Source organism: Microbacterium sp. NPDC090225 (genome assembly GCF_044772365.1).
Taxonomy (GTDB): Bacteria; Actinomycetota; Actinomycetes; order Actinomycetales; family Microbacteriaceae; genus Microbacterium.
In genome coordinates this window covers 2,147,318-2,164,418 of the sequence record NZ_JBIVYS010000001.1, presented here as the reverse complement: position 1 = coordinate 2,164,418, position 17,101 = coordinate 2,147,318, and the positions used below count along the sequence as shown (strand labels likewise).

Sequence of the window (17,101 nt, the reverse complement as noted above, 5' to 3'; positions counted from 1 at the left end):
TTCGTCGACCATCCCCACTTCTCGAGGTACTCCCATGTCTTCTTCCCGTCTTCGTCTCGCCCCGCACGAGCTGTGGCGCGGCATCCGCTCGACCGCGCGCAGCGACGTCCTCGGCGGCGCGCTGCTGCTCGCCGCAACCGTCGTCGCTGTCGTGCTCGCGAACTCGCCGGCCGCGCCCTGGTACGAGGGGGTCCGCGACTTCACCTTCGGCATCCCCGAGCTCCATCTCGATCTGAGCGTCGGCGCCTGGGCCGCCGACGGTCTGCTGGCGATCTTCTTCTTCGTCGTCGGTCTCGAGCTGAAGGAGGAGTTCGTCGCGGGCAGGCTGCGCGACCCCCGGCGAGCGGCACTCCCGATCGCTGCCGCGGTCGGAGGCGTCGCGGTTCCCGCGCTGTTCTTCGTGATCGTCAACGCGTCGAGCGGTGCGGAAGTGCTGCGCGGTTGGGCCATCCCCACCGCGACCGACATCGCCTTCGCGGTCGCGGTGATCGCCGTGGTCGGAAAGTTCCTGCCGCCGGCTCTCCGCGTCTTCCTGCTCACGCTGGCCATCGTCGACGACCTCATCGCGATCACGATCATCGCCACCTTCTACACCGAGAGCATCAGTCTGCCGCTGCTCGTGCTCGCCATCCTTCCCCTCGCAGGCTTCGCTCTGGCCGTGCAGAAGGGAATCCGCGCCTGGTGGATCCTGCTGCCCCTCGCCGTCGCCGTGTGGGCGCTCGTGCATGCGGCCGGTGTGCACGCCACAGTGGCGGGTGTGCTGCTGGGCTTCGTCGTGCCGGTGCTGCCGACCGAGCGCGCCCGAGTGGTCGTCGCCGGCGATCCCGGCAAGATCCCCTCGGGCGAGCCGGAGTACAACGGCATGGCCGCGCACTTCGCCGACCGATGGGGAGTCGTCGCGACGCTCTTCGCGGTGCCCGTGTTCGCCTTCTTCGCGGCAGGCGTGCACATCGGCGGCTGGGCGGGGCTCACCTCCGCCCTGCGCGACCCGATCACGATCGGCATCATCGTCGGCCTCGTCGTCGGCAAGCCCGTCGGCATCCTCATCACGACGTTCCTGCTGAGCCGCATCCCCGCGCTCCGTCTCGACGTGTCGCTGCGGTGGCCCGACCTCGCCGGGATGTCGTTCCTCGCGGGTATCGGATTCACCGTCTCGCTGCTCGTCGGCGAACTCGCGTACGGCTCGTCGTCGGTCGCCGACGAGCACGTCAAGATCGGTGTGCTGCTCGGGTCGTTCCTGGCCGCAGTCGTCGGCGGTGCGGTGCTGGCCGTTCGGAACTCTCGTGCGCGTGCGGAGCTGGATGCCGCAGGCGGTCGAGCGGACGCCGACGGCCCCCGCGCGCCGGAGCATCCGTAGGCTGGTCGGAAGCCACCCGACGAAAAGGACATCCTCATGGCAACGACAGCGCTCAGTAGTGCGGACTTCGCGCAGACGGTCGAGAAGGACGGCATCGTGCTCGTCGACTTCTGGGCGGAGTGGTGCGGCCCCTGCCGCATGTTCGGCCCGATCTTCGAGGGGGCGTCGGAGCAGCACCCCGACATCACCTTCGCGAAGGTCGACACCGAGGCCAACCAGGACCTCTCGCGCGCCGCGGGCATCGTCTCGATCCCGACGCTGATGGCTTTCCGCGACAACATCCTGGTCTTCTCGCAGGCCGGCGCCCTGCCCGCCCCGGCTCTCGAGAACCTCATCGGCCAGGTGCGTGCCCTCGACATGGACGCCGTTCGCGCTCAGATCGCCGAGGCGGAGGCGGCGGCCGAGTAGTCGCGAGGCGCATCCCTCACCGCACGATCGGGGTCTCGGCGACGATCACCTCGATCGACATCGGCAACTCGCCCAGGATGCGGGGTGCGCCGTCGACCCATTCGACCCGCACGCCCTGTACCTCGAGCGCTTCGACGTCGATCTCGATGTCGAGGAGTGGAAGGCGGAGATCGCCGAACCGTCGCGCGACCACCTCCGTCACTCGATCGGCCGTGGTCGCGTGGATGAATCCCACGTCGTCGAGATGCGTCCCGCGCGTCGAGACGACGTACTCACCGAATCCGCGACTCATCTCCCAGTCGTCCTGGATGGCGATGTGATGGATGTGATTGCCCAATGCTCCTCCTTAATGAAACCCAACCGTTGCATTAAACGCTAGGCTACTCCCATGACAGGAAAGCGCGGACGCCCCTCGGCCGCCGAGAGGCTCCAACGTCACGAGCGGATCGTCGAGCTCGTCGTCTCGCTCCTCGCGTCGGAAGGGTACGACGCCGTGACCTTCGACCGCATCGCCGCCGACGCGCACGTCGCCAAGCGCACTCTCTACACCGAGTACGGTGACCGGCTCGGACTGATGCGCGCAGCGGTGCGCCGACAGCACGCCTATCCCGATGTGGCATGGCGGTCGGTGGGCGGGGTGCGCGAAGCATCCGTCGCCGTGGTGAGCCACCTCCTGGCCGACGATGCGATCGCCGTCCATCGCGCGCTGATCGGCGCGGCAGGAGCCGACGCGACGCTCGCCGCGGAGTTCAACGACGAGGGGCCGGGTCGGGCGCAGCGATTCCTCGGCGAGTACCTGCCGCCGGATGCCGTCGTCCCCGCCGACCTCCTCTTCTCCGCGCTGCTCGGCGAACTGCACCGCCGGCGCCTGCTCGGGCTCGATGCGGCACCGTCGACCGCGACGATCTCATCGCACGTCGACCGCACGCTCACCGCTCTCGGGCTCTGACGACGGGCGCTCGGGGCGTCCCCGCCATCACATCCCGCGCACGCGACCCGCGATCACCCGCCGGCGTGCCCGATGGCCCCGCCGAAGTACACCTCGACGGCGTGCACGCGGCCGTCGCGTACCTCGAGCGACTCGACGTTGCGCCACAGTATGCCTTCGACGGCATATTCGTAACGGTGCAGCACGAGACCATCGATCGGGATGATCTGGAGGGTCTGCGCCGGTGAGCTGAAGTGTCCGGCGGTCGGGAAGCACCGCTCCAGCCAGGTCGCCTTGTCGATGTGGTCGTCCTGAGGGCTGGTGAACACGAAGTCATCTGCCATGATGCGCTCCGCCGCCGCACGATCCTGCTCGCGGAATGCCCGCATGAACTCCTGGACGACCTCGACGGCGCTGCTCGACATGTCGCGAGCGTAAGGTGCGACGCATGCCGTCGCAAGAGGATGCGGAGGTGACGTCTCGCGAAAGAACAGGTGCCTCGGCGCGATGACGACGCCGACCGCATCACCGGATCGGCTAGAGTTACGCTGCCTCTCCACTCCTCGGGCGGAGTCGAGGTGATGGGGGATGTACGCCCGGTATCCGTCCGGCTTTACCCGAAGCCATGAAGGAGAACCCCGGTGGGGAACACTCGCGTTCGCGCGCGCCTTTCGCGCACCCTTTCGATCCTTACCCTGGCGGCTGCGCTCGCCGCAGGACCGATATTCGTCGCGCCCGCCGAACCCGCAGCCGCGGCATCCGCCTTCACGCATGTCGCCACCGATCGAGCCCTGACGGGCGAGACGCCCTCGCCACACACCGAGGTGAGCGACAGTACCGGGCTGACGCCCGCACATCTCGCCATCGGCGGCCTGAGCGCGGTACTGCTGCTCGCCGTGATGGGTGGTCTCGTGCTCGACGTGCGTCGTCGCCGCCCGTCGCGGCGCCATCGGATGCCGGGGGTCTGAACGCCCGGCATCCGATTCCGCGGGACTGACCCGGCCACTCAGGCCGCGTCGTCCTCTCGATGACGGCGAAGCCGCGAGAGCGGCAGGAGTGTCGCACCGATCAGGAGGATGCCGAGGCCGACGAGCGCCAGGGTGACCGGCGCATCGGATCCCGTGGCGGCGAGGTTGGTCGCACGGCCGGCCTGAGCGCTCGTGCCGCCGGCAGCGGGAGGTTCGCTACCCTCGGCGACTCCACCTCCACCTTCACCTCCACCGTTGCCGCCGTCGCCTGCCCCGTCGTCGGCAGGAATGACACGGATGTGGATGGAGGCCGACGAAACGACGCCGTTCACGTTCGTCACCTCGTACTCGACGGGATCGACGTCGCCGGCGAAGCCTGCGGACGGGGTGAAGGTGATGGTGCCGTCGTTCAGGACGAACACGCCCTGCGGCGTGGTCACGATATCGGTGGTGGCGCCGGACGAGTCGCGAAGATGAAGTGTCGTCGGATCGAGCGCGGGCTCGCCCTCCGCAACGTCGTTGTCGAGGGGGTGGACGTCCACGGCAGCCCCCATCGCGGTGATCGCGCTGTCGTCGACGAGCGTCGACGGCGTGGTGTCGACGGAGGACTCCTGCAGGATGTCGCCGGAGAAGGTCAGCATCCCTGCACCGGTGCCGGGGTCGGCGGCCGTCCAGGAGAAGGCGCTCGTACCGGCCGCGGTGAAAGTCCAGGAGCGTCCGTCGCTCGCGACGGTCGCCGGACCGAAGACATGGGCGACGGGGGCGATGCCAGCGTCGAACCCGCGAACGGGGGAGGGCTGCGTCGATCCTGCGGTGACCGCGGGAAGCGCGACGGACTGGCGGCCCGCGTCGATGTACTGGTCGGGCGCGTCCAGCGATCCGGCGATGCCGGAGAGCGACGAGACGTCGGCGATCCGATTGCTCACCAGGAGCAGGTACCTCATCGATGAGAGCCCTGCGAGGGCCGTGACATCCGAGATGCGGTTGAAGTGCAGGTGGAGGCGCTCGAGCGAGGTGAGGCCGGCAAGCGCGGTCACGTCGGTGATCTGGTTGCTCGCGAGATCGAGGAACGACAGGTTCGTGAGGGGGGCGAGCGGGGACAGGTCGGTGATCCGGTTGCCGGTGAGCAGCAACGTCGACAGAGAGGTGAGGGGAGACAGTGCCGAGAGGTCGTCGATCCCCGTGCCGGAGAGGTTGAGCTGCACCAGTGTCGTGACGAGGCCGAGCTCGCCGATGTTCACGAGATCGTTTCCGTTGAGGTCGAGGTACTGGAGGCTGGTCAGCTGTCGGATGCCGTCCAGGTCGGTGATGCCCGCGCCGATGCACGACAGCGTTGAGATCGAGGACGCCTGCGTGTCGGTGATCGGATCGGTTGCTCCCTGCCCGAGTGCGCCGTTCACGCACGCCGTCAGGTTCGGGTCGGCGAAGGTCGCGTCGGCGGCGACCGCCGGCGCTGCCGCGCCGCCTATCACGAGCGAAAGTGAGAGCGCGACAGCTCCCCAGGCCATTGCGCCATTCCGATGCGAGTTCTCCGTCATGTGCGTCCCCAAGATTCCGGGCCGCATGGAAGCGATCGTTGACGAGGCGACCCCCACTCATCACGAAAATGATACATCAATATTGCAAATATTAAAATATCAATGTACGGTTCTTGTGTCGGAAGCACCCCGCTCTCCGGCCTCCGGGGTGAAGGCGACTCCCCATTCCCCACGCGGCCGCTCGGGGGCCGCGGCCTTCACCCCATCCCGGGAGCCTTCGTCCGCTCGCACATAGATGTACTAGTGGGCTAATCTTCATCTCGGAGGTGCACCATGCCCGTGCCCCGGTCAGCCGGTCCGAAACCCGAGCGGCGTTTGTACCGCGACGAGGCTCACGATCGCATCCGCAACGCCATCCTCGACGGCACCCTCAAGCCGGGGGAGGCCCTCGATGACAAAGAGCTGCAGGCGTGGCTCGGACTCTCGCGAACTCCTATCCGCGATGCTCTCCTTGCCCTGCAGATCGAGGGTCTGGTCGAGATCCACGCACAGAGTCGAACGCGGGTCGTGCAGCCCGAACCCGGCGAGGTGGAGGACAGCGTGCAAGCGCTCGGCGCCATCATGGGCGGTGTCATGCGCGTGACCGTCCCCGCGTTGACCGATGAAGCCCGAGAGCGTCTGATCGCTCAGACGGAGATCGCCTCGACAGCCGTCAGAGCGCAAGATGCCGGGGCTCACCTCGACGCCGCGCTCGACGTGTACGAGGCCCTCATCGACCACTGCCCGAACCCGACGTTGGTCAGGATCGCGCGCGCATCGCTCGTTCCGCTCACTTTCCGCTACCGGGCGGCGTTGGGCATCCGCACTCCCAATTGGGAGTTGCTCGATGCCACGTGGGCCAAGGTGCGCGAGGGCTTCATCGCCGGCGACAACGTGCTCGCCGAACTCGCGTTCGAGGAGATGCACCGACTTCCACTGCCGACCAGAGCGTGGGCGCCGGCGGAGTGGAAGCAGACGGAGTAGCCACCGCGACGACGGCCATCACTCTTCTTCGACCTCTCGCCATCGCTAGAGTGTGCGCGGGGAAGACCGCGAAAGCGATGAGGGGATTCACGGGATGACGGTTTCGACGCGCAGGATTCGTGGTGCACGAGGGTGGGCTCTCGCAGCCCTCGGCGGGGTGTTCGCGCTCACCCTGGCAGTGGGAGCGGCAGCGGGGCCGGCGCAGGCCGCGGAGGTTCCGCTCGCGGTGGCCCCCGGGACGTGCGTGCCCGCCGACGTCTACGTGAACAGTGGCGAAGATCCGCTCGCGCTGCAGCGCTACGGCGCGGATGCCGTGACCGGCGCCCTCGCGCTCGAGGCGAGCGTCGCGCTCGACCGCTCGTTCGGCGACATCGCCTGGAACGCCGACGAGACCGTACTCTACGGGGTCGACTGGACGGACCCGCAGCACCTCTTCACGATCGATGCGGCGACGGGCGTCTCGACGGACGTCGGCGAGATCCTGTTCGACGATGGCAGTGCCCCCTTCGAGGACAACTGGCTCAACTCGCTCTCCGCCACCACTGACGGCCGGCTCCTCGCGGCGGGGTATCTGTACACGAGCATCTGGTTCCTCGACCCGGTGACCGCACGCCTCACCGATGCCCCGGTGAGTTTCCCGACGCTGGCCGACGGCGAGACGTACCTCGCCTCGGGCGGGGACTTCCTCACCCTCGACAACGGTCTGATCCTCGGCCTCGCCCATGACGGCGCTGGGCGCGGGTTCCTCGTACTGTTCGACTTCGCCGCCGGCACCAGCACGGTCGTCGGCGAGGTGCCGCTGTCGTTCGGTGCGGCGCTCTCGGGCGGGCGCGTGTACCTGGCGGCATCGACCGGCGAGATCCTCGTACTCGACGGCATCCCGACCACGGCATCCGAAGCGCCGCTCGCGACCTCCGTCGTCGCCACCACCGAACTCCCCCTCTACGGTGCGACCTCGCGCCAGGATTCGGGCGCGTGCTCCGTCGCAGCGCTGACGTTCATGAAGGACCTCACCGGCAACGACGACGCCGACGGCTCGGGGACGGTGACCGTCGGCGACACCCTGAGTTACTCGCTCACGGCGACCAACACGGGCGAGACCGCACTCACCACCGTCACGGTCGATGACCCGCTCACGGGCCAGAGCGCCTCGTGCGAGCGGTTGGAGGTCGGTGCGACGTGCGAGCTCGTGGCGACGCACCGGGTGACCGACGCCGACCTCGCCACCGGCCAGGTCGTGAACACCGGCCGGGCGAGCTCGGGCGAGACGGACGCGGTCGAGGATGCCGTCACCACGCCCGTCGTGGCCGCTCCGGCCCCGCAGCCCGGCACGCGACCCGGCACGGGCGGGAACGCTGCGGGCCCCGTGATCCCCGAGCTCGCCGAGAGTGGAAGTGCACCCTCGACCGTCGGTCTCGCCGCCGCCGGTCTGCTCCTCGCCGCGGGAGCGCTCCTCGCGCGGCACCGCCGAACCGAGCCTCGAACCCACCGCTGAGGCTCCCCGGGAGTGGATGCAGGAGCATCCGATGACGCGCGACATGCTCGGAGTGAAGACGGCAGAGATCCGTCGCCACCTCGTATTCGGAAGGGTGGCGCTGGTCGCGCAGCACCCTCCTCGCGGGGGGGGGGGGGGGGCTGTTCATCTCGGCGAAAACCGCGAAAAGCCAGCTGCGAAACCTCTATCGCAAGCTGGGCGCGACCGGGCGCGAAGACGCGTTGCGCCGGGCGGTTTACTGACCCGGGGCGGGGCCCTGCAAGCGGGGGGTCCCGCTCGTTGCTCGTCTAGAAGAGGAGGCCCCCCGGGCGCTCCGTCGTGTGCGGAACGGGCTGCACATGAGTTCCACTGAATGAGCGTTCAGTGGTAAAGAAGTATTCACTTGCATATATCTTTGAGCCTCCAGTAGCCTCCGAGACGACGGTGCGTCAGATTCTCTGCGCTCATCCGTTGTTATCTACGTGTCGGCTACCCGGGCCGACCTGGTCGGCCCACCCTGCCGACCGAGGGGAGGGGCGCCGTCGTGCGCCCGGAGATGAGGAACCTGATGGGGGAGTACACGAAAGACGCGCGCTCGACGCGCAGACGAATGACTCGCGGACTGGGGATCGCCACGGTCCTCGGCGCCGCAGCAGCGGTGGCGCTGTCACCGTTGGCGGCGTCGGCCGCGCCGACGCCCGACGCCGGCCCGACGATCGGCGGCGCGACCGTGAGCGACACCGTCGTCGGTGTGCGGTTCACGAGCGTCTCGGCCGACCTCGGCCCGTCGTACGCGCTCGGTGACGACGGCAACGCCTACGCCTGGGGCCTCAACTCGATGGGGCAGCTCGGCGACGGCACCACCACCAACCGGCTCACCCCGGTGCGTGTGGCCGCGCCCGCCGGCGTGACTTTCACCGAGGTCGCGGGCGGTGAGGGCTTCGCGATCGCCCTCGACCCCGCAGGCCAGGCCTACTCGTGGGGACAGGGTCCCTACGGCCAGCTCGGAGACGGAGACACCCAGAGCCGCATCGCGCCCGTCGCGGTGCAGATGCCCGCGGGCGTCACCTTCACCGACGTCGATGCGGGCTCGTACCACGCGCTCGCCGTCGGCTCCGACGGCCTGCTCTACGGCTGGGGCTACAACGGTCAGGGGCGCGTCGGCGACGGCACTACCACTCAGCGCACCGCGCCGGTGCAGCTCGCGACCCCGGCCGGCGTCACCTTCACGACCATCGACGCGGGGAGCACGTATTCGCTGGCCCTTGCGAGCGACGGGTCGATCTACGCCTGGGGCCAGAACTACTCCGGCCAGCTCGGCGACGGCGCACAGAGCGACCGGGCGACACCGGCTCTCGTACAGACGCCGGTCGGCGTCACGTTCGCGCAGATCTCGGCGGGCAACGGCCACTCGCTGGCACTCGCGTCCACCGGCGAGGTCTACGCCTGGGGATCGAACCTCAGCGGCCCGATCGGCAACGGCGACACCTCGGGAGACCCCGTGCTCACCCCGACCGTCGGCGCGATTCCCGCGGGGGTGACGATCGCGCAGATCAGCGCGGGTTCGTCGTACTCCCTGGCTCTCGACAGCACGGGGCAGCTCTACTCGTGGGGAGCCAACAGCAACGGCACGCTCGGCACCGGCACCACGACCGGCCGCTACGTTCCGGGTCTCGCCCAGCTACCTGCGGGGGTGACGTTCACCTCGATCGACGCCGGCTCGCAGCACGCGCTCGCCACCGGCTCGGACGGCAAGACCTACTCGTGGGGCATCAACACCATCGGCGTGCTCGGCGACGGAACGAGCCAGAATCGCCGAGCCCCCGGCCTCGTGCGCACCGAGGTCACCGTGACCGGTGTCACCTTCGACGGCATCCCCGGCACCGACCTCGTGCAGAGCGACGGCGCCTGGAGCGTCACGACGCCGGCGTACTGCGGACCCTCCGACGTGGCCGTCTCGTACACGCAGTTCGGGGTCGCGGCATCCGTGGTCTTCGATGACGGCTACGTCTTCGGCTCCGCGCTCGCGATCACCGAGAGCCCCACGCCGTCGGTCGTCGTGGCCGGTCAGTCGGCGACGCTGACGGCCGCGGCCGACGGCGACGATGCGCCGACCGTGCAGTGGCAGCAGGCGCTCACGGCGGGAGGCCCGTGGGAGGACATCGTGGGGGAGACCTCGACGTCGATCACCGTGAACCCCGCCGACACCACGTACTACCGCGCCGTGTTCACCAACTGCCTGGGTCAGGCGATCACCGAGCAGGCGACCATCAGTCTGCGCGCCTCGACCGGCGACCCGGGAACCGACGACCCGGGCACCGAGAACCCGGGCACCGAGAACCCCGGAACGGACGAGCCGGGCACCGAGAGCCCCGGCACCGATGAGCCGGGAACCGATGAACCCGGCACCGAGAACCCGGCGGGCGGCGGCAGCAGCGCACCCGGCGAGGGTTCCAGCTCGAACGGCAACGCCTCGGCGGACGCGACTCTCGCGCTCACCGGCGGCGGAGTGCCGTGGGCTCCGCTCGCGATCGGCGGGGGCCTGCTCCTCGTCGGTGCGGCCGGCATGCTCCTGCGCGGGAGGCGATTGGTCTGACGACCGCACGCGTCGAATCGGCGGCACCGGGTGACCGGTGCCGCCGATTCGCGTCGGCGCAGGGCCCGCGGGAGTGCGGGACAATGATGATCGGGGAGGTCGTCAGATGGCAGTACGGGCACGGCAGCGAGCGATCGATCCGGCGCTCCTGCGCGAATACGCGGAGGACGACCGGCTCAGCGCGGCCGCCAACGCGGGCGATCGCGCGGCCGCCGGCATGTTCCTGCTCCGCAACCAGCGGATGCTTCTCACCACCGCCCGTCGTCTCGCCACCGGCGGCATCGACCCCGACGACCTGCTCGCCGACGCTCTCGTCGGTCTGCTCTCGCTCTGGAAGACCGGTACCGGTCCGAAGGAGAAGGCGGGTGCGTACGTGATCCGCTCCATGCGCAACCGGATGATCGACGAGTTCCGCTCGCCGCGCTCCCGCGTGCTGCCGCTCGTCGACGCCGAGGACAACCTGCCGACGGTGATGCAGGACACGCGTCATATCGAGCTCGACGCCGAGTACCGTCGCGTCCGCAAGGCCCTCCTGATGCTCCCCGCCGATCAGCAGCAGGTGCTGCGGGCCACGATCATCGACGGTCGCAAACCCGCCGAACTCGAGGGCGAACTCGATCGCTCGGCCGCGTCGATCTATGCGCTGAGCCTGCGCGCCCGCAGGGGACTGCGCCGGGCGATGCTGCGGGTGGTCCTCGAAGAAGACGATCCGCCCACCGAGTGCCGTCACGCCGCCACCCGTCTGCCCGCGGTGATCACCGAAGACGTCGACGACGCCGCGGACTCCGCCGGCATGGAGCACATCCGCGATTGCCCGCGCTGCCGCGCCGCGTGGGGTCGGTTCACCACCACGGCATCGCTGCTGGGTATCGTCACCGTGTTGCTGATCGGTAACGTCGTGCTCGCTCCGACCAGCGCCGAGGCATCCGAAGAGCCCGCGAACGAGGCCGACCCATCCGCCGGATCTTCGTCGGGAGGGTCGTCGTCGGGAGGGTCGTCGTCGGCCGGATCGAGCGCGTCGAGCCTGGTCGGTGGGGCCGCGGCATCCGTCTGGCAGGTGCTAGGCCACATCTGGCCGGTGCTCGCGATCGTCGGGGGTCTCGGCATCCTGGGCGTGGTCGTCGTACCGCCCGTGATCGAACAGATCGCCGCGCCCGCCCCGGTCGTCTCGGAACTCGTCGTCACCTCCGACATCACCGGGCCGGGCACGGCGACCCTCGCCGTCTCGCTCACCGGGCGCGAGGAGTCGTCGACCATCTCGCTCACCCTCCCCGAGGGGCTCGCGGTCGTCGCGACGCCGACCGGATGGGACTGCCGACCGGCGGATGCCGCGCTCGTCTGCACCGTCGAGGGGCAGCCGGACGGGGTGTTCGAGATCAGCGACGACCGTGACGAGCAGGTGGGCGATTACCGCCTCGAGGTCGCGGCCGTCATCGGCGACCAGACGCTCTCCGGCAGCGCCTGGGGCCAGATCGGCCCCGAGGCGCAGACCGTGCGCGCGTCGATCGACTGAGACCGGCATCTACGCGCCGAGCGGATGCCTGTCAACGGGCATCCGTTACACGCTCGTCGCGGGCACGCTGGAACCCTCACGACCGACGACGAGAGGAGCACGACATGTCGAATCCCGAGGGGCTCATCAACTCCTTCAACGCCGAGGAATCGGCGATCCGTCCCGAGGAGGAGGACCTGATCGCGGAGGAGCACGCCGAATCCGACGACGAGGTGTCGGCGGAGGAGCGCATCGCCGGCCAGGATGCGATCGGCGGCGGCGTCAACACCGATCCCGATCTGGGGCTCGCGAGCTCGCCGTCGGATGTCTCCGCCGCCGACTATCCGGGCGAAGCCTCGTGAGCGGCGCCGAGAGCTCCTCGCCGGTCGGTATGCCGACCGGCGCCGAAGCCGAGGAGAACATCGCAGAGCTCCTCGAACAGCGACGCGGCGAGGATGCCGGCCTGAACGACGTGCCCGCGGGCGGTGCGGGAGCGGACTCGGGCGGCACCGGCGCCGTCGGCGTCGACGACGCGACCGACGAGGCGGCCTCCGCGGAGGCGAAGTCGTACGACTCCCATCACAACGACGAGCCCGGGGTCGGCAACCGCCGCTCCTGACCGCCCCGCGCGGGCGCCCCGACGGTCACCCGGCCGAAGGGTGCAGCACGACCTTGATGCAGCCGTCCTCCTTCTTCTGGAAGGTGCGGTAGAGCTCGGGGGCGTCGTCGAGCGGCGCGTGGTGGGTCGTGAGATCCATCACCCCGAGCGGGTCGGCGGCGTCTTCGACGAGGGGCAGCAGCTCGTCGGTCCAGTGCTTCACATTGCACTGCCCCATCCGCAGGCTGAGCTGCTTGTCGAACATCGTCTTCAGGGGCAGGATGTCGGCGTCGCCGGCGTACACGCCGCTGAGCGACAAGGTTCCGCCGCGCCGCACCGCGTCGATCGACGCGTAGACCGCCGCGAGCCGATCGATGCCGGCCTTGTCGAGCAGTTGACGGGCCGCAGCGTCCGGGAGCAGCCCGACGGCCTTCTGGATGAACGCGACGCCGCCGCTGCCGTGCGCCTCGAGCCCGACGGCATCCACCACGGAATCGGTGCCGCGGCCGTCCGTGAGATCCCGCAGTTCGTCGACCACGGTGTCGGTGAGGTCGAAGGTCTCGATGCCGTGCCGCTCGGCCATCGCGCGCCGCTCCGGTACCGGATCCACCGCGAGCACGCGGTATCCGCGGTGGCGACCGATCCGTGCGACGAACTGCCCGACCGGACCCAGCCCCATGACGGCGAGCGTGCCGCCCTCGGGAACCCGGGCGTACTCCACCCCCTGCCAGGCGGTGGGCAGGATGTCGCTGAGGAACAGGTAGCGCTCGTCGGGCAGGTCCGAGCCGACCGCGATGTGGTTGTAGTCGGCGAGGGGGACGCGCAGATACTCGGCCTGCCCGCCCGGCACCTGGCCGTAGAGCTTGGTGTAGCCGAACAGCGCGGCACCGCTGCCGTACTCGCGCACCTGCGTGGTCTCGCACTGCGACTGGAGGCCCCGGCGGCACATGAAGCACTCCCCGCACGAGATGTTGAACGGGATCACGACGCGGTCGCCGACCTTCAGCGTCGTCACGCCCGCTCCCACCTCGACGACGACGCCCATCGGCTCGTGCCCGAGGATGTCGCCCCGATCGATGAACGGACCGAAGACCTCGTACAGGTGGAGGTCGGAACCGCAGATCGCCGACGACGTGACGCGGATGATGGCATCCGTCGGTTGCTGGATGACGGGATCCGGGACCTCCTCCACCGTCACCGTGTGCGTCTTCTGCCAGGTCAATGCCTTCATCGTCGTCTCCGCTCCGTGGTCGTGCTTCCACCGTCGTCGGTGCCGAGGCATCCGCCCACCCGGTTGACAGGTGCCCGGCGGACGCTTCGCCGGAAGCTGCAGGAGCGGATGCCCCCAATACGCTGGTCGGGTGCTCACCGGTCTCAGTGCTTTTCCGCTCACCCCGATCCGCGACGACCGGATCGATCTCGCCGCCTACGCCGGACTGATCGACCGCCTCTCCGACGCGGGCGTCGACTCCATCGGCGCACTCGGCTCGACCGGCTCGTACGCCTATCTCGACCGGGAGGAGCGTCGGACGGTCGCCCGCGCCAGCGTCGAACATGCCCGGGGGATCCCGGTGGTGGTCGGGATCGGCGCGACGCGCACCTCGCACGTGCAGGCGCTCGCCGAGGACGCGCAGGATGCCGGGGCATCCGCCGTGCTCCTCGCCCCGGTGAGCTATCAGCCGCTCACCGACGACGACGTCTTCGGGTTGTACGCCGACGTCACCGCCGGCCTCTCGGTGCCGCTCGTCGTCTACGACAACCCCGGCACGACGAGGTTCACGTTCTCGCTCGAGCTGTACGCGCGGATCACGGAGTTGCCGCAGGTCGCGGCGATCAAGATCCCGCCGGTCGGAGGGGTCGATGCGTCGCGTGCCCGCGTCGCCGAGATCCGTGCGGTGGTGCCGGAGCACGTGCGCATCGGCATCTCGGGCGACGGCGCAGCGGCGGCCGGTCTGCTCGGCGGGTGCGACACCTGGTTCACGGCCGTCGGCGGAACGCTGCCCGGTGCGATGCTCGCGATCGCGCGCCCAGCGCTCGCCGGTGATGACGCGGCGCTGGCGGAATCCGAACGTCTGCGGCCGCTGTGGGATCTCTTCGCCGTGCACGGAAGCGCGCGGGTGACCGCGACGATCGCCGAGCATCTCGGTCTGGTCGCCGCGCCCTCGCTGCCTCGGCCCCTGCGCGGACTCGACGGCGCCGATCGCGCGCGGGTGGTCGCCGTGGTGGAGGAGCTGGGGCTGCGCGACTGAGGCGAGTGTCCGCTCTCAGGCCTCCGGGAAGCGCTCGATGTTCGCCTCGACCCAGTCGCGCGGTCCGCGCAGAGGGCGAGCGGCATCGATGCCGAGCTCGGTCAGGGCGTACTCGACGCGCACCGGCACCTCGGCGAAGCCTCGCGGGTGAGCAGGCCCCTGTCTTCGAGGCGGCGGAGCGTGGCGGTGAGGACCTTCGGGCTGATGCCCATGATGGATATGGTCTAGCCATGGCACACGAGACGCCCACCGCGGCACACGCAGAAACCCCCGAGACGATGCTCGCGATCGACGCGCCCGGTGGCGCGGCATCCGATCCCTCCTCGATGGTCGATGCGACGATCCCGACGCCCGTTCCGCACGGCCGCGACCTGCTCGTCGCCGTCGACGCCGTCTCGGTCAACCCGGTCGACGTCAAGAACCGCGGTCGTTCGAAGAAGGGCGACGCCCCGCGGGTGCTCGGGTTCGACGCCGTCGGTCGCGTCGTCGCCGTCGGCGAGGACGCCCGCCGCTTCGCCGTGGGCGAGCGCGTCTTCTACGCCGGTCAGATCGACCGGCCGGGATCGGACGCGCAGTTCCAGCTCGTGAACGAGAACATCGTCGGTCGCGCTCCCGCATCGCTGTCGGATGCCGAGGCCGCCGCCGTACCGCTCACGGCGATCACCGCCTGGGAGGCGCTCTTCGACCGGCTGCGGCTCGACGCCGACAGCGAGGGGACGCTGCTCGTGATCGGTGCCGCCGGCGGTGTCGGATCGCTGATCATCCAGTTCGCCAAAGCGTTGACGCGACTCACGGTGATCGCCGTGGCCTCGCGGCCGGAGTCGGTGGAGTGGGTGACGCGCATGGGCGCCGATCATGTCGTGGGGCGAGACTTCGCGGCATCCGTCCGGGAGATCGCACCGGCCGGCGTCGATTACGTGTTCACCTCGTTCACACCGGGCAACATCGATGCGATCGCCGAGGTGATCCGGCCACGGGGCGAGGTCGTCTCGATCGACGAGACCGGCGGCAGCATCGACGCGCTCAAGGGCAAGAGCGTCACCTGGCACTGGGAGCTCATGTTCACCCGCCCCATCCACGAGCCCGACGACGACTACCAGCACGAGCTGCTCACGCGCGTCGCGGCGCTCCTCGACGCCGGCGAGGTGCGCACGACGCTCACGACCACGCTGTCACCGCTCGATGCGGCGACCCTGCGCGAGGCGCACGCGCTCGTCGAGACCTCGCAGACCATCGGCAAAGTCGTCGTGACCGGGCCCTGGGGTGCCGAGTAGGGGCGCTACTCCGTCAGAGCCGCCGCGACTGCGGCATCCACGTGCAGCGAGGTCGTCGGGAACACCGGCACCGGAACATCGTCGTCGGAGAGCAGCAGCTCGATCTCGGTGCAGCCGAGGATGACGCCTTCGGCGCCGCGCGCGATCAAACGGTCGACGACCCCGACGTACGCCTGTCGCGATGCGTCGCGGACGATGCCGTGCACCAGTTCGTCGTAGATCACGGTGTGCACGATGCGTCGGTCGGCGGCATCGGGCACGATCGTGCGGATGCCGTGGGCCGCGAGTCTCTCGGCATAGAACGGCTTCTCCATCGTGAAGGCCGTGCCGAGCAGGCCGATGGTGGTGAGCTTCACGCCTGACACCGCGGTGCCGGCGGCATCCGCGATGTGCAGGAACGGGATGTCGACGGCATCCGTGATCCGGTCGGCGACCAGGTGCATCGTGTTCGTGGCGAGGACGAGCAGGTCGGCACCGGCCGCTTCGAGCGCTCGGGCGCGCTCGGCGAGGAGGGTGCCCGCGGAGTCCCAGTCGTCCTGCGCCTGCAGCGCCTCGATCTCGGCGAAGTCCAGCGAATCGAGCAGGATGCGCGCCGAGTGGTAGCCGCCGAGTCGTGCGGCGACCCGCTCGTTCGCAAGGCGGTACCACTCGAGGGAGGACTCCCAGCTCATGCCGCCGAGAACGCCGATCGTCTTCATCCGATCAGGGTATCGGCGCCCTTCGTTTCGTCGCTGCGCTCCTCGCTCAGGAACCGGGTGCGAGACGAAGGGCCTACGCCAGCGCGGAACTCCCCTGCAGGGCGTGCACGACCGGGGCGAGCTCGGGCTGCTCCATCGCATCGCCGAGGGTGCGTTCGAGAGTCTCGTCGTGGATCGGATGCGCCTGGTCGTACAGCGCACGCCCGGCGGCGGTGAGCTCGGTGTAGATGCCGCGGCGGTCGTCGGCGCAGAGGATGCGGGTCAGAAGTCCGCGGTCCTCGAGCCGGGTCACGAGGCGGGTCGTGGCGCTGGGGCTGAGGGCGGTCGCGCGCGCGAGCTGCTGCATCCGCATGTGCCAGCCGTCCTGACGGCTGAGCGCGTCGAGGACCGTGTACTCGACCACCGAGAGATCGACGGATGCTCCGAGCGCGCGTTCCAGCTCGGCCTCGATGATCCCGTGCAGGGCGGCGAGTGTGCGCCAGCCTCGTGCGCGGATCTCGACGGCGTCGTCCGAGATGCCCATGGTGACCTCCGAAAGTCGTTGCTTGCGCAAACTAC

General features: G+C 69.6%; 19 protein-coding genes. 12 read left to right on the top strand and 7 right to left on the bottom strand.

Annotation, left to right across the window (positions count from 1 at the left end; all coding sequences use genetic code 11):
* The first annotated feature begins 34 nt into the window (after nucleotides 1-34).
* Both nhaA and trxA read left to right on the top strand, forming a co-directional pair.
* Nucleotides 35-1,357: a Na+/H+ antiporter NhaA gene (gene nhaA / locus ACIQTT_RS10310; protein WP_402789198.1), complete on the top strand. Its 1,323-nt coding sequence runs from the start codon at nucleotides 35-37 to the stop codon at nucleotides 1,355-1,357.
* Between the two features lie 36 nt (nucleotides 1,358-1,393).
* Nucleotides 1,394-1,765 carry a thioredoxin gene (gene trxA / locus ACIQTT_RS10305; RefSeq protein WP_247623998.1) on the top strand — a complete coding sequence of 124 codons (372 nt, stop codon included), beginning with the start codon at nucleotides 1,394-1,396 and terminating at the stop codon, nucleotides 1,763-1,765.
* A gap of 16 nt (nucleotides 1,766-1,781) precedes the next feature.
* On the opposite strand, the gene ACIQTT_RS10300 is transcribed toward trxA, so the two are convergent.
* Entirely contained in the window at nucleotides 1,782-2,102 is a 321-nt protein-coding gene (locus ACIQTT_RS10300) for a DUF952 domain-containing protein (RefSeq protein WP_402789195.1), read from the bottom strand.
* A gap of 51 nt (nucleotides 2,103-2,153) precedes the next feature.
* Between ACIQTT_RS10300 and ACIQTT_RS10295 the strand changes: the two genes are divergently transcribed.
* Complete coding sequence (locus ACIQTT_RS10295) at nucleotides 2,154-2,714, top strand: TetR/AcrR family transcriptional regulator (protein WP_402789193.1); 561 nt, start codon at nucleotides 2,154-2,156, stop codon at nucleotides 2,712-2,714.
* A 53-nt stretch (nucleotides 2,715-2,767) separates the two neighbouring features.
* Here ACIQTT_RS10295 and ACIQTT_RS10290 read toward each other — a convergent pair whose 3' ends face one another.
* Nucleotides 2,768-3,118, bottom strand: a complete 351-nt coding sequence (locus tag ACIQTT_RS10290) for a nuclear transport factor 2 family protein (protein WP_402789191.1) — start codon at nucleotides 3,116-3,118, stop codon at nucleotides 2,768-2,770.
* A gap of 216 nt (nucleotides 3,119-3,334) precedes the next feature.
* Here ACIQTT_RS10290 and ACIQTT_RS10285 point away from each other — a divergent pair, with 216 nt between their 5' ends.
* The gene (locus ACIQTT_RS10285) at nucleotides 3,335-3,661 is read left to right on the top strand and encodes a hypothetical protein (RefSeq protein WP_402789188.1); all 327 of its coding nucleotides are present in this window, start codon (nucleotides 3,335-3,337) and stop codon (nucleotides 3,659-3,661) included.
* A 38-nt stretch (nucleotides 3,662-3,699) separates the two neighbouring features.
* Here ACIQTT_RS10285 and ACIQTT_RS10280 read toward each other — a convergent pair whose 3' ends face one another.
* The gene (locus tag ACIQTT_RS10280) at nucleotides 3,700-5,169 is read right to left on the bottom strand and encodes a leucine-rich repeat domain-containing protein (RefSeq protein ID WP_402789185.1); all 1,470 of its coding nucleotides are present in this window, start codon (nucleotides 5,167-5,169) and stop codon (nucleotides 3,700-3,702) included.
* Nucleotides 5,170-5,472: 303 nt separating this feature from the next.
* Between ACIQTT_RS10280 and ACIQTT_RS10275 the strand changes: the two genes are divergently transcribed.
* The 6 genes from ACIQTT_RS10275 (at nucleotide 5,473) to ACIQTT_RS10250 (ending at nucleotide 12,343) form a co-directional block, all read left to right on the top strand.
* Nucleotides 5,473-6,162 carry a GntR family transcriptional regulator gene (locus ACIQTT_RS10275; RefSeq protein WP_402789182.1) on the top strand — a complete coding sequence of 230 codons (690 nt, stop codon included), beginning with the start codon at nucleotides 5,473-5,475 and terminating at the stop codon, nucleotides 6,160-6,162.
* 94 nt (nucleotides 6,163-6,256) lie between these two features.
* Nucleotides 6,257-7,657, top strand: coding sequence for a hypothetical protein (locus ACIQTT_RS10270; protein ID WP_402789179.1), 1,401 nt, complete (start codon nucleotides 6,257-6,259; stop codon nucleotides 7,655-7,657).
* Nucleotides 7,658-8,246: 589 nt separating this feature from the next.
* The gene (locus tag ACIQTT_RS10265) at nucleotides 8,247-10,232 is read left to right on the top strand and encodes a hypothetical protein (RefSeq protein ID WP_402789176.1); all 1,986 of its coding nucleotides are present in this window, start codon (nucleotides 8,247-8,249) and stop codon (nucleotides 10,230-10,232) included.
* Between the two features lie 106 nt (nucleotides 10,233-10,338).
* Entirely contained in the window at nucleotides 10,339-11,745 is a 1,407-nt protein-coding gene (locus ACIQTT_RS10260; RefSeq protein ID WP_402789174.1) for a sigma-70 family RNA polymerase sigma factor, read from the top strand.
* 104 nt (nucleotides 11,746-11,849) lie between these two features.
* Complete coding sequence (locus tag ACIQTT_RS10255; RefSeq protein ID WP_402789171.1) at nucleotides 11,850-12,086, top strand: hypothetical protein; 237 nt, start codon at nucleotides 11,850-11,852, stop codon at nucleotides 12,084-12,086.
* Entirely contained in the window at nucleotides 12,083-12,343 is a 261-nt protein-coding gene (locus ACIQTT_RS10250; RefSeq protein WP_402789168.1) for a hypothetical protein, read from the top strand. Before ACIQTT_RS10255 ends, ACIQTT_RS10250 begins: the two co-directional genes overlap by 4 nt.
* A 25-nt stretch (nucleotides 12,344-12,368) precedes the next feature.
* Here ACIQTT_RS10250 and ACIQTT_RS10245 read toward each other — a convergent pair whose 3' ends face one another.
* Nucleotides 12,369-13,553 carry an alcohol dehydrogenase catalytic domain-containing protein gene (locus ACIQTT_RS10245; RefSeq protein WP_402789165.1) on the bottom strand — a complete coding sequence of 395 codons (1,185 nt, stop codon included), beginning with the start codon at nucleotides 13,551-13,553 and terminating at the stop codon, nucleotides 12,369-12,371.
* Between the two features lie 130 nt (nucleotides 13,554-13,683).
* Between ACIQTT_RS10245 and ACIQTT_RS10240 the strand changes: the two genes are divergently transcribed.
* A complete protein-coding gene (locus tag ACIQTT_RS10240; protein ID WP_402789162.1) occupies nucleotides 13,684-14,571 on the top strand; it encodes a dihydrodipicolinate synthase family protein in 888 nt (295 codons plus the stop codon).
* A gap of 101 nt (nucleotides 14,572-14,672) precedes the next feature.
* Here the strand turns inward: ACIQTT_RS10240 and ACIQTT_RS10235 are convergent, their stop codons facing one another.
* Nucleotides 14,673-14,783: a MarR family transcriptional regulator gene (locus ACIQTT_RS10235; RefSeq protein WP_402789159.1), complete on the bottom strand. Its 111-nt coding sequence runs from the start codon at nucleotides 14,781-14,783 to the stop codon at nucleotides 14,673-14,675.
* Between the two features lie 18 nt (nucleotides 14,784-14,801).
* On the opposite strand from ACIQTT_RS10235, the gene ACIQTT_RS10230 reads away from it, so the two are divergent.
* A complete protein-coding gene (locus ACIQTT_RS10230) occupies nucleotides 14,802-15,845 on the top strand; it encodes a zinc-binding alcohol dehydrogenase family protein (RefSeq protein WP_402789157.1) in 1,044 nt (347 codons plus the stop codon).
* Between the two features lie 5 nt (nucleotides 15,846-15,850).
* Here the strand turns inward: ACIQTT_RS10230 and ACIQTT_RS10225 are convergent, their stop codons facing one another.
* Both ACIQTT_RS10225 and ACIQTT_RS10220 read right to left on the bottom strand, forming a co-directional pair.
* Entirely contained in the window at nucleotides 15,851-16,543 is a 693-nt protein-coding gene (locus ACIQTT_RS10225; protein ID WP_402789154.1) for an aspartate/glutamate racemase family protein, read from the bottom strand.
* A 73-nt stretch (nucleotides 16,544-16,616) separates the two neighbouring features.
* A complete protein-coding gene (locus ACIQTT_RS10220; protein ID WP_402789151.1) occupies nucleotides 16,617-17,066 on the bottom strand; it encodes a MarR family winged helix-turn-helix transcriptional regulator in 450 nt (149 codons plus the stop codon).
* Nucleotides 17,067-17,101 lie beyond the last annotated feature (35 nt).

Bases quoted from the DNA above. Each gene is read 5' to 3' on its own strand.
- trxA (WP_247623998.1), top strand. From the start codon at position 1,394: ATGGCAACGACAGCGCTCAGTAGTGCGGACTTCGCGCAGACGGTCGAG.
- ACIQTT_RS10290 (WP_402789191.1), bottom strand. From the start codon at position 3,118: ATGTCGAGCAGCGCCGTCGAGGTCGTCCAGGAGTTCATGCGGGCATTC.
- ACIQTT_RS10225 (WP_402789154.1), bottom strand. From the start codon at position 16,543: ATGAAGACGATCGGCGTTCTCGGCGGCATGAGCTGGGAGTCCTCCCTC.
- ACIQTT_RS10255 (WP_402789171.1), top strand. From the start codon at position 11,850: ATGTCGAATCCCGAGGGGCTCATCAACTCCTTCAACGCCGAGGAATCG.
- nhaA (WP_402789198.1), top strand. From the start codon at position 35: ATGTCTTCTTCCCGTCTTCGTCTCGCCCCGCACGAGCTGTGGCGCGGC.
- ACIQTT_RS10280 (WP_402789185.1), bottom strand. From the start codon at position 5,169: ATGGCCTGGGGAGCTGTCGCGCTCTCACTTTCGCTCGTGATAGGCGGC.
- ACIQTT_RS10260 (WP_402789174.1), top strand. From the start codon at position 10,339: ATGGCAGTACGGGCACGGCAGCGAGCGATCGATCCGGCGCTCCTGCGC.
- ACIQTT_RS10230 (WP_402789157.1), top strand. From the start codon at position 14,802: ATGGCACACGAGACGCCCACCGCGGCACACGCAGAAACCCCCGAGACG.
- ACIQTT_RS10270 (WP_402789179.1), top strand. From the start codon at position 6,257: ATGACGGTTTCGACGCGCAGGATTCGTGGTGCACGAGGGTGGGCTCTC.
- ACIQTT_RS10295 (WP_402789193.1), top strand. From the start codon at position 2,154: ATGACAGGAAAGCGCGGACGCCCCTCGGCCGCCGAGAGGCTCCAACGT.
- ACIQTT_RS10220 (WP_402789151.1), bottom strand. From the start codon at position 17,066: ATGGGCATCTCGGACGACGCCGTCGAGATCCGCGCACGAGGCTGGCGC.
- ACIQTT_RS10265 (WP_402789176.1), top strand. From the start codon at position 8,247: ATGACTCGCGGACTGGGGATCGCCACGGTCCTCGGCGCCGCAGCAGCG.
- ACIQTT_RS10275 (WP_402789182.1), top strand. From the start codon at position 5,473: ATGCCCGTGCCCCGGTCAGCCGGTCCGAAACCCGAGCGGCGTTTGTAC.
- ACIQTT_RS10245 (WP_402789165.1), bottom strand. From the start codon at position 13,553: ATGAAGGCATTGACCTGGCAGAAGACGCACACGGTGACGGTGGAGGAG.
- ACIQTT_RS10235 (WP_402789159.1), bottom strand. From the start codon at position 14,783: ATGGGCATCAGCCCGAAGGTCCTCACCGCCACGCTCCGCCGCCTCGAA.